Source organism: Pseudomonas sp. PDM01 (genome assembly GCF_014852325.1).
Lineage (GTDB): Bacteria > Pseudomonadota > Gammaproteobacteria > Pseudomonadales > Pseudomonadaceae > Aquipseudomonas > Aquipseudomonas migulae.
Window position 1 is genome coordinate 360,408 of the sequence record NZ_JACVBK010000009.1, and the last position, 9,424, is coordinate 369,831.

The 9,424-nt window shown below is 57.2% G+C and carries 10 protein-coding genes; 3 read left to right on the forward strand and 7 right to left on the reverse strand.

Annotated features, from left to right (window positions below; genetic code table 11):
• Positions 1-127: 127 nt before the first annotated feature.
• Positions 128-724, forward strand: a complete 597-nt coding sequence (locus IB246_RS23380; protein ID WP_008037794.1) for a DJ-1/PfpI family protein — start codon at positions 128-130, stop codon at positions 722-724.
• 411 nt (positions 725-1,135) lie between these two features.
• Here IB246_RS23380 and IB246_RS23385 read toward each other — a convergent pair whose 3' ends face one another.
• From IB246_RS23385 to IB246_RS23395, 3 genes are all read right to left on the reverse strand, one after another.
• Positions 1,136-1,765 (reverse strand): LysE family translocator, encoded by a 630-nt coding sequence (locus IB246_RS23385; protein ID WP_008037792.1) that lies wholly within the window; start codon positions 1,763-1,765, stop codon positions 1,136-1,138.
• A gap of 159 nt (positions 1,766-1,924) precedes the next feature.
• Positions 1,925-2,143 carry a DUF4287 domain-containing protein gene (locus tag IB246_RS23390; protein WP_008035513.1) on the reverse strand — a complete coding sequence of 73 codons (219 nt, stop codon included), beginning with the start codon at positions 2,141-2,143 and terminating at the stop codon, positions 1,925-1,927.
• A gap of 154 nt (positions 2,144-2,297) precedes the next feature.
• Positions 2,298-2,534 (reverse strand): hypothetical protein, encoded by a 237-nt coding sequence (locus IB246_RS23395; RefSeq protein ID WP_008037790.1) that lies wholly within the window; start codon positions 2,532-2,534, stop codon positions 2,298-2,300.
• A 210-nt stretch (positions 2,535-2,744) separates the two neighbouring features.
• Between IB246_RS23395 and IB246_RS23400 the strand changes: the two genes are divergently transcribed.
• Positions 2,745-3,086, forward strand: coding sequence for a hypothetical protein (locus tag IB246_RS23400; protein WP_008037788.1), 342 nt, complete (start codon positions 2,745-2,747; stop codon positions 3,084-3,086).
• A 119-nt stretch (positions 3,087-3,205) separates the two neighbouring features.
• On the opposite strand, the gene IB246_RS23405 is transcribed toward IB246_RS23400, so the two are convergent.
• Positions 3,206-3,718, reverse strand: a complete 513-nt coding sequence (locus tag IB246_RS23405; protein WP_008037787.1) for a GNAT family N-acetyltransferase — start codon at positions 3,716-3,718, stop codon at positions 3,206-3,208.
• A gap of 220 nt (positions 3,719-3,938) precedes the next feature.
• Between IB246_RS23405 and IB246_RS23410 the strand changes: the two genes are divergently transcribed.
• Entirely contained in the window at positions 3,939-6,836 is a 2,898-nt protein-coding gene (locus IB246_RS23410) for an EAL domain-containing protein (RefSeq protein ID WP_008037785.1), read from the forward strand.
• Between the two features lie 8 nt (positions 6,837-6,844).
• Here the strand turns inward: IB246_RS23410 and IB246_RS23415 are convergent, their stop codons facing one another.
• The 3 genes from IB246_RS23415 to IB246_RS23425 all read right to left on the reverse strand — a co-directional run bounded on the left by IB246_RS23415 (position 6,845) and on the right by IB246_RS23425 (position 8,974).
• Positions 6,845-7,006, reverse strand: a complete 162-nt coding sequence (locus IB246_RS23415) for a DUF2986 domain-containing protein (RefSeq protein ID WP_008037782.1) — start codon at positions 7,004-7,006, stop codon at positions 6,845-6,847.
• A gap of 187 nt (positions 7,007-7,193) precedes the next feature.
• Positions 7,194-7,484 (reverse strand): hypothetical protein, encoded by a 291-nt coding sequence (locus IB246_RS23420; protein WP_008035503.1) that lies wholly within the window; start codon positions 7,482-7,484, stop codon positions 7,194-7,196.
• A gap of 212 nt (positions 7,485-7,696) precedes the next feature.
• Complete coding sequence (locus tag IB246_RS23425; protein WP_008037779.1) at positions 7,697-8,974, reverse strand: flavohemoglobin expression-modulating QEGLA motif protein; 1,278 nt, start codon at positions 8,972-8,974, stop codon at positions 7,697-7,699.
• Positions 8,975-9,424 lie beyond the last annotated feature (450 nt).

Here is a 9,424-nt window from a genome sequence, read left to right on the forward strand (position 1 = left end):
GGCCCCTTTGAGGTTTGCCTGTGCCCACGTTCGTAATCAGTACAGAGCGTATCCATTACAATTTTTTGAGTGTATTGGTTGTTTGGTTTTACGATGGACCACAAGATTTCTCTGGTCTGAGGCTCAAATGCATATCGCAATCCTTACCTTTGAAGGCTTCAACGAACTTGATTCGCTCATCTCGTTCGGCATCCTCAACCGGGTTCAACAGCCTGGTTGGCGAGTGTCTATCGCCAGCCCCACAGACAAAGTGCTGTCGATGAACGGCCTGATGATCGAGGCGCAGATGTCGTTGGAGGACGCATGCGGTGCGGACGCCGTGCTGGTGGGCAGTGGGAGAATGACCCGGGACGTCGTCGCGAATGCCGTGCTGATGTCTCGCCTGAAGCTTGATCCTGCGCGCCAACTCCTGGGCGCCCAGTGCTCGGGCACGCTCATACTTGCAAAACTGGGCCTGCTGGACGACGTTCCGGCCTGCACGGATCTGATCACAAAGCCATGGGTTGAAGAGGCCGGTGTGGCGGTACTCAATCAACCGTTCGTGGCCAAGGGCAATGTCGCAACGGCTGGCGGGTGCTTGTCGTCGCAGTATCTTGCCGCTTGGTTCATCTCACGTCTTGCAGGTGAGGAGGCCGCACGCAGTGCACTTCATTATGTTGCTCCCGTGGGGGAGAAGGACATTTACATAACGCGTGCGATGGCGAATATTTCGCAGTTTATTTAAGGCGGGCAATGGCCGCTAATGGCGATAGCAACCAGTCGTTCGTAACCGTAGGTTCTCTCTCATAACCCTCTGCCGGGCATACACGGATCAACTCCCGGGATAGCGAAAGTCCCCCTCCCTTTATTCAAGGCAGACTCCCGACGCTACGGGCAAGCTATCGAGAAAGGCGCGAATCTGCCGGTAACCGCGCAAGTGCACCACAGGAATGCCCGGTCGAGCTTCTCTGTACAACCTACTGCAAGGTCAGGGCGAGGGTGGATTTGCCGCTACCGGCATTGCCCAGAATGACAATCCGTTGCATGGGGAGACTTCCTGTCGCGAAAAAAGCCGACAAGTGTGCAGGTTTTGGTTGGCGCAGTAAAAGGCGGCCTCGGCGAGTGCCGGCTATTGAGCGATTTCGATGCGACCGCTTCAGACTGTCCGGTTCAGCACCAGCAAACGTACCGCCAGCGCCGTCATTACGACAGCGAAGCCATAAGCACCCAGGCGGCTGGAGATTTTGCCCCCACGCAGGCGCCCATGTAGCTGCCCGGCACAGACGCTGAGCAGGGAATGAAAGATCAAAGCGATCAGCGCAAGCAACACACCTAATACCATCAGTTGCACCGTGACGCTGCTGGTTCCCAGGGTGACGAATTGCGGCAGGAATACCATGAAGAACAACAGCGCCTTGGGATTCAACAGGCTGTTGAGAGTCGCCCGGATGAAGATCTTGCGCCGCGATGCCAATGCAGGTTGAGCATCCGCGTCCGCTGGTGGAGTGCTCAATGCCTTCCACGCCAGCCACATCAGATAGGAAGCCCCGGCCCACCGCAGCAAATCAAATGCCGGCGCCCAACTCATCACCAGCGCACCGAGCCCCGCGCTGACCATGGCGGTCATCAGCACGTCGGCCAGGGTTATTCCCAATGCGGCGGCGAAACCGGCACGCCAGCCATGGGCAACGGCATGGCTGGTGACGAAGGCCATGTTCGGGCCAGGCACGATCAGCAACAGCAGGGCGGCGACAGTGAACAGGTAAAGGTTGGTGGCGTCCGGCATAGCGCAAACTCCCCTGGATGAGAAACAAGGCTAACCGTAGTCATTGGGTTGAAGCAGATACAGTGGAGGTGGATTTGATAGCAACAGTCAGGTGTATGGCGCCCGGTTGGCTTGAGCCGCAAGCGGGTGCATCGAGCGCCCTGTGCTACATCAGTCTCGTCAGTCGGTTTTAGTGCTCGCTAAAAAGTACGCAACCAACGCGTTGGCATGGCCATGGCCCATGCCGTGTTCAGTTTTGAGCAACGCAACCATCTCCATATGCTTCTTGCCGCTGACTGTCTTGAGCAGGGTTAGCCAGTGGGTGATTGGCTGCCCATACTTTTTTTCAATAGAGGGAAAGTACGACGCGGGTCCTTTTACTTTTGGATCGTCGGTCATGACGCAAACTCCTTTTTTGCTTGAGAACTATCGGGAGACATTACCCAGAGAGAACCACGACTACGATGACGGCAAATCCTGCGTCTTTCCGGATTCGACAGCAGTATAGAAAGTCATTCGATGGATGCCGATCCACCGGTCGAGGCGTGCGGCGCTAAAGCCACGTGTTCACCACCCGCCGATCCAGTTCCTCCCAGTCCGCCATGCCCAGCACTCGCGTGGTGTTCAACCCGCGCAAATAACCGCGCAACTGATTGGCGGTGGCCCGCACAAGTTCCGGGTCGGGCGCGTGTTCACTTAACAATACGGTTTCGTACTGAATCAGGTACTCGGCCACCCGGTCGCGGAAATCGGGCAATACGGCATCGCGGATCAGGTCAAAAGTTCTCAAGGATAGATCCTCATCAATTTTTTTTAGTGGTGATTCAGAGTGTGTACCCATCTGCACGGCGCGCAACTATTGCTAGAGGTAATAGTGACCATTACGAAACACAAGTTCTGCTTTGTTGGTTATAGGCGGAAAATCACCTCCAACGAACACGCACCGTGACGCAGTCCCGCTGCTGGATGAACCGAAGCTTTTATTTTCTGGATAAGACCGATGCGCTCTTTATTTGTACCCGCCATGGCGATTGGCTCTTTGTTGCTGGCCGGTTGCGCCTCCGCGCCGAACGACCCGACCCTGACCTTGCAGACCAGCAAGACCCCAGCCCAATACGCCGATTGCGTCGTACCGAAATTGCAGAGCCATGCGTTGAACCCGACCGTCTCGCAAACCCAGCGCAGCTACCGGATCGTGGTGCCGAGCAAAGTCTCGGCCGACAACGTGCTGGAAGCCTACAAGGCCGGGAATGGCGGCAAGGTGTTTATCTACGAGCGACACTTGCTGGCCTCAAACCTGCTGCCTTCAAGTTTTGAACGCGCCGCACAGGATTGCATCTGACCCCGGCCCGTAACGCTTTCTACAGAGCTCCTTTGGTTGGCCGCAACCAACCAATTTTTTACCCCGCAGCCCATTTGGTTGCGGGGCTTTTTTTTGTCTGCGTAAATCGTATCGGCACATCATTCACTCGTCTGAATCGAAAGGCCAAACCGATACTCCTGATTTGCGCCTGCTTGCAGAGATGTCTGTTCAATCACGAAGCCGCAGCGTTCGAGCACTTTTGCCGAGCCGATATTGTCGACGTAAACGTTGGCAACCAGTTGATTAAGATCCCAACGCAACTGCGCTTGCTCGATCAAATGCCTCACCGCCCGCGTTGCCAGTCCTTTTGCGCAAGCACTTTGAGCGATCCGATAGCCGACTTCTGCCGACCGCGCGGACGTGTCGATGTCTTTGAGGTTCGCCCGGCCCACTATTTTTCCGTCAGCGTCTACGATGACAAAGGGGTGCCAGGTGCCAGCGGCATAATCGGATAAATAGGCTGCAATGTGCTCGGTGACACCCTGCACCGAATAGAAAGCAGCATTACGTGCGTCAATGTGGCGCTCGAACCACTCGCGATTGTCCCTTTCAAACGTCAGCAATGCCTCAGCATCAGTGTTTTGCAGGGTACGAATTGTGACGGTCTCCATAAGGACGCTCCTTTTCCTGGTGGAACTACTTGGATAAGGGTGCAGAGGCACACTTGTCAGTCGTTTGCCGAGTTGGCGCCCGTAAAGAATGACCTGTTGAGCAAGCAACTCACAATTCGAAAAAACCTATTGAATAAAAACTCTATAAACGGGAAGCTCACTGGCGCATTGCTAGTAACCAGTAAGTGAGTATTGCCAGTTTCTGGCTCAGGGAGCGTTGATGAGTTTTCGTCCTTTGACCGACTTCCCGCGGCAATCGAACGATTGCGATATTGTCGCCTCTGAGCTTAAAGGGAATTCGGATACTGTCGGCATAACCTGCGCTGGCAACGAGGATACGATCGAACACTTACTGAACTCGGCGCGCAACTGGACGCACACCATCGCGTGGGTCGTTTACCGTGCCGGTGAACAGATGCATTTGGTCGGGCAGGGCGACCCACAGGCGCAATGGCCGTCAAGTGTTGCGAATGAACAGTTCGATGCCTTTTGCCAGACCCGGTACTTGCACCGCTGGCCGACCGGCAGCGGCGAAAGTGTGCTGGGTTGGCTGCTTGCGCCAATCGCCGAGGCCGAAGAACCGGCGCTCGCCGGTTTTGCCCAGCGCCTGGGCATTGAGGTGCAGACCAATACCCTGGCCCGCGCGCAGATTACTCAACGTGTGCTGTATGAAATTACCTACCTGGCCAGTTCGACCCGCGACCGGTCAGTGTTCCTGGTGGGGGTTCACCAGTTGCTGGCGAGCCTGATCGACGCCGAGAACTTCTATCTCGCGCTGTATGACCCGCACAGCGGCAAGATCGACTACCCGTATTACGTCGACATCATTGACGTTGATGCCGTGGAGTCCTCGCACTACGAATACCTTGACCCTTCGCATCTTTCGTTGACCGGCCAGGTATTGACCAGCGGCCAGCCGTTGCTGATCGACGCCGCCGGCATCCTCGCGGCTCAGGCCGAAGGCCGTTTTTACTGCGTGGGAGATCGTCCCGAATTCTGGATGGGCGCACCGTTGAAAAATGCCTCGGACGAGGTGTTTGGCATGCTGGCGATGCAGGTCTACGACGTTTCTCGTACCTACAGCGCCGAGGACCGCGCGTTGTTTCTGGTGGTGGCCCGTCACGTGGCCATGGCGCTGGACCGGATTCTGCACCGCGAGGATCTGGAAGCGACGGTGATGCGTCGTACCCTGGAGCTCTCGGCGCTCAACGACGCCTTGAGGCAGGAAGTGGCAGAGCGAGAGCGCGCCGAACATCTGCAGAGCGCGCTGTTCCAGATCGCTGAACTCTCCAGCCGGCCTGGTGACATGGCTGAGTTGTTTCAAACCTTGCATGGCATCGTCGGTGATCTGCTGTTCGCGCGGAACTTCTATATTGCGCTGTTCGACGACGCGACCACTGAAGTGACCTTTCCGTATTATGTCGATGAGCGGCAGACGGCCTGCCCAGCGGCCCGGCGAGGGCGCCGGGGCTTGACCGAGTACGTTATCCGTCAGCGTCGACCTTGCCTGATTGACGCCGACGAAGCTGAGCGATTGTCTGCGCACGGCGACATCGAACTGGCCGAAGCGTACTTCCGATCTTACTCCTGGCTGGGCATTCCATTGTTCGATGGCGATGTGGTGCGTGGCGTACTCGCAGTGCAAAGCTATACCTCGCAAGTGCGCTATACCCTGCGCGACCAGGAACTGCTGACGTTCGTCTCCCGGCACATCGACACCGCGTTGTCGCGCCGCACGGCCGCCGAAGCGATCCATGCCGCCAACCTCAAGCTGGAAGCCCGGGTGCAGAACCGCACCCGCGAGCTCGATCACGCCAATGCCAAGTTGCAACACGAAAACTCCCACGATGCGCTGACCGGGCTACCCAATCGTACCTACCTGCAACAGCGCCTCAATCTGGCCTGGTCGCAGTTCGGCAGCGAAGGCGGGCACCTGGCAGTGATGTTCATCGACCTCGACCGTTTCAAGATGGTCAATGACAGCCTCGGCCACCATTTTGGCGACCTGCTATTGATGCAGGCCGCCCACCGTTTGCGTGGTTGTCTGCGCGACAGCGACATGCTCGCGCGCCTGGGGGGCGATGAGTTTTCCGTGCTGGCTCCCGAGGCGCCGCTGGAGGTGGTAATCGACATCGCTGAACGGATTCTGGTGGCGTTTGACTTGCCGTTCCTGATCAACGGCTATGAAGTGTTTTCGTCTTGCAGTATCGGTATTGTCAGCGCCGACAGTCAGTTCCATCAGGAACCCGCCGACTTGCTGCGCGACGCCGATGCGGCGATGTACCGGGTCAAGAGCGCCGGGCGCGACAGCTACGCAGTGTTCAATCAGGAAGTGCGCCGTGAAGTCTCGGACCAGGTTGAACGGGAAGGGGCCTTGCGCAACGCGCTCAAACGTACTGACGAACTGTTGCCGTATTTCCAGCCGATAGTCAGTGTCGAAAGCGGCGAACTGTTGGCCCTTGAAGCACTGATCCGCTGGCATCAGCCGGGCGGCCGGGTGATCGCGCCGGGCGAGTTTCTGCCGGATGTCGAGGGTTTGCGCCTGATTGGTCGACTGGACCTGTACATGCTGACCAGCATCGCCGCGATCCTCGCACAACCCGAACACGCCAATTGGCCTGCGGTGCACGTCAATTGCTCCAGCTACAGCATGACGCGCCCGGACTTTGCCAATGATGTGCTTGCGCTGTTGGCGCGATACGGGGTCGAGCCCTCGCGGATCTGCCTGGAGTTGACCGAGGGTGCATTGGTGGCGGAGCCGGCGATTGCCCGACTGACCATGCAGCAATTGGCCGACAACGGCATGTCGGTGGTGCTCGATGACTTCGGTGCCGGGTTTTCATCCCTGAGCTACGTGCATCAGTACCGCTTCAGCGGTTTGAAGATCGACAAATCGTTCATCCTCGAACTGACCACCAGCCCTCGCAGTCGCGCGATCGTCCGGGCGATTGTGCGGATGGCCGAATCGCTGGACCTCAGCGTTGTGGCCGAAGGTGTCGAGGATGAAGCGACGCTGGTCTTGCTACGCGAAATGGGCGCAGGGCAGGCTCAGGGTTATTATTTTGCGAAGCCGATGGGGTTGGAGGCGTTGTTGGCGAGTTCGTTGATGGTTCGTTAGGGGCTGGATCAGCCCTCAGAGGGCGTGATTGCGTCTTGAGCGGATTCAGCGGCCAGTTTCAATCGGTCGGCTTTGCTGATGTATTTAGACTTGTTTTGCGGTGCCAGTTTGGCACTGGCCTTTTTGGCGTGAGCCTTTAATAGCTGCTTTATTTTTTTCTGACGATTCATGTATTTCTACTCGGCTTGTGAATGCCTGAATGATGGCAGAGGTTTGCGTAAGAAGCCTAGGGGTGAGGCAGGGGCTTGCACCGCAATCAAACCCAATCTGATGGTTTGCGGACGATCACATTTGCGCCAGGCAAGCATACAAATCCCGCGACAGCGACGGTGTCGCGAGATCAATCGCAAGGGCGCGTTATTTGATCTGCACGATGACCGGACCTTCCGTTACGATCGGCGGGGACGCGTGGATACTTGATGCGTTTTTCTTGATCCACTCGCTTGCGACTTTCAAGCTCGCATCGCTGCCGGCCTTGTCCGTGCAAACCGTTACCGACGTACCACCATCACCCGTATTCAGCAGCGTGTAGCTTACGAGGCCCGGCACTGTCCGCAGGGTCGCTTCAACGTCGGTCTTGCGCTCTTCCAAAAGCTCGAAAAGCTGCTTTGCTCCAGTACCCAAGTAGGTTCTTATCACCGCATACATAGTCGTCTCCTATGGGGCGCCGTCTTGATGCCTGTCCAGATTCGCTGATGGCCGCTATCTCTCAGGTTTCAATTCACCCCGATTAATTAAGCTTAGCCACACGCCGGCGACTGGCGAAGTGCAACGACCACCGGCCGCTTCTGGCTGATTGCTGCGCCGCGGTCAGGATATTTCCGTGAAACTCAATCGAGTCAATTGGCAGGTGCCCATGGTCACAGGGCGCTGGCATCGTTTTCGTGTTCGTCTGCAAATGTCATGAGCACCTCCAGATCGAGCACATCCAGTTTTATCTGGGCAATAAAAGCGGAGAAGGCCAGGTTGGCGGCGAGCAGACGTAAATCGCAGGCCCAGGCCGGTAGATGGGTGGGGCCCTGGAGCCAGCCAGATTCAAATAGAGGCGCCAGGCGTACGGTGTCGGCTAGACTGAGGCGTCCGGCAAACAAATGCCCCACCAGTTCCGGTCGATTGTCGCGGATCGCGATTCGCAACAGGGTATGGACGCCCAGCAAACCCGTCAGGTAGGCGGCGTCCTTGGTAAACGCCGAGCCGCCACGCAGGTCGGCGCCACGGAAGACCCGCTGGGTTGAGCGGAAGGACTCCTCTTGTGACTGGCCTGCAGCGAGAAACCCCTCGAATACCTGTATGAAATCGGCGCCGTCCAGCGCCTGCTGGACCGCGAGCACGCGCAGGGCCAGGCGGCGCAGGCGGTTGATGTCCATGCTGCCAGTGAACAGTTCTGCCAGGGTGGCAATGCCTTCCTGGGTTTGGGTCGTGCGTGGAGCCCCCAAACCCAGACTTTTGAGGTTGGGCTGGAGCGCGCCATTTTGTGCGGTAGCAACATGCACGAAGGCCTCATGCTGCAATAACTGATTCTTGTCCAGTTCAGAGAACAGGGCACCGGTACGCAGGCGTATACGGCTTGCCCCGGCGATTGCCTTGGCAGCCAGCGTCGGGTCGAGCACGACCGTGACCCGGCCCTCACCGAAGAAACGGTCCAGCTCCGGCTGCATCCAGGCGGCGAAGACCTCGGCCGGGATCTCAGCCTGAGTCGGTGGAATCCGGGCGCCACCCAATAGGGCGTCGGTGGTGGTGAGAAAAAAATTGGCCGCATCCAGCATGCTGAGTTTCTGGCTCGGATAATAGAAATCCGGGCGTCGGTACAACGCGGATGAGTATTGAGTGAAGGCGGGAGTGCCAATCGCCCCCAGCATGCGTCCGGCCGTGGCATAACTGCGCGCTGTCATGGCGAGATAGTGCCCGGCTGGGTGCCCCTGATCGCAGCGTCCTATAAAGGCTTCCAGAGCGGCGATGTCGGCGCTGTGGTCGCGGGGGCGCAATTCGACTCTGGGCAATTCGGCTTTCCCGTTACGCCAATGCGCCAGGAAAACGTCCTCGACGCCATCCGGCCAGGACAGGGCATTCAGTACGCGGATCTTGCGAGCCAGACCGGGTAGAGCGGCATCGAGTTCAGACAGGGGGGCGCTGCTCATGGAGTCACCCTTGAAAGACGAGGTTCATTCGAAAAAGCTTAGTCGTTCCGATGCGGTGCGTTGTAACCGATCAGGAGGCCCCCTGTTGTTCACGGGTGACTGAACCTTCCTGCTTCTTATATAAGACGATTATCGGGCCAGGGCTGACGGTGGCAGCCAGGGATCTTTGGTGTGGAAAAAGAATTTCCACTCAGGGGTTGACCACGTATTTTAATACTGTACTATTCGCCTCCCGCTAACGAGCAGTTCGCTGCTGGTTCTGGTTTAAGTTGTTGATTTAGTTAAGAAAAATCATCAACTTTTAAGGTTGCAGTTTGATGAAAGGCGCTGTAGAATGCGCGCCTCGGTTGAGACGAAAGATCTTAACCAACCGCTCTTTAACAACTGAATCAAGCAATTCGTGTGGGTGCTTGTGGAGTCAGACTGATAGTCAACAAGATTATCAGCATC

What these genes read in the sequence shown, in the direction of transcription:
- IB246_RS23380 (WP_008037794.1), top strand. Translation starts at nt 128, where the DNA reads ATGCATATCGCAATCCTTACCTTTGAAGGCTTCAACGAACTTGATTCG.
- IB246_RS23385 (WP_008037792.1), bottom strand. Translation starts at nt 1,765, where the DNA reads ATGCCGGACGCCACCAACCTTTACCTGTTCACTGTCGCCGCCCTGCTG.
- IB246_RS23390 (WP_008035513.1), bottom strand. Translation starts at nt 2,143, where the DNA reads ATGACCGACGATCCAAAAGTAAAAGGACCCGCGTCGTACTTTCCCTCT.
- IB246_RS23400 (WP_008037788.1), top strand. Translation starts at nt 2,745, where the DNA reads ATGCGCTCTTTATTTGTACCCGCCATGGCGATTGGCTCTTTGTTGCTG.
- IB246_RS23405 (WP_008037787.1), bottom strand. Translation starts at nt 3,718, where the DNA reads ATGGAGACCGTCACAATTCGTACCCTGCAAAACACTGATGCTGAGGCA.
- IB246_RS23410 (WP_008037785.1), top strand. Translation starts at nt 3,939, where the DNA reads ATGAGTTTTCGTCCTTTGACCGACTTCCCGCGGCAATCGAACGATTGC.
- IB246_RS23415 (WP_008037782.1), bottom strand. Translation starts at nt 7,006, where the DNA reads ATGAATCGTCAGAAAAAAATAAAGCAGCTATTAAAGGCTCACGCCAAA.
- IB246_RS23420 (WP_008035503.1), bottom strand. Translation starts at nt 7,484, where the DNA reads ATGTATGCGGTGATAAGAACCTACTTGGGTACTGGAGCAAAGCAGCTT.
- IB246_RS23425 (WP_008037779.1), bottom strand. Translation starts at nt 8,974, where the DNA reads ATGAGCAGCGCCCCCCTGTCTGAACTCGATGCCGCTCTACCCGGTCTG.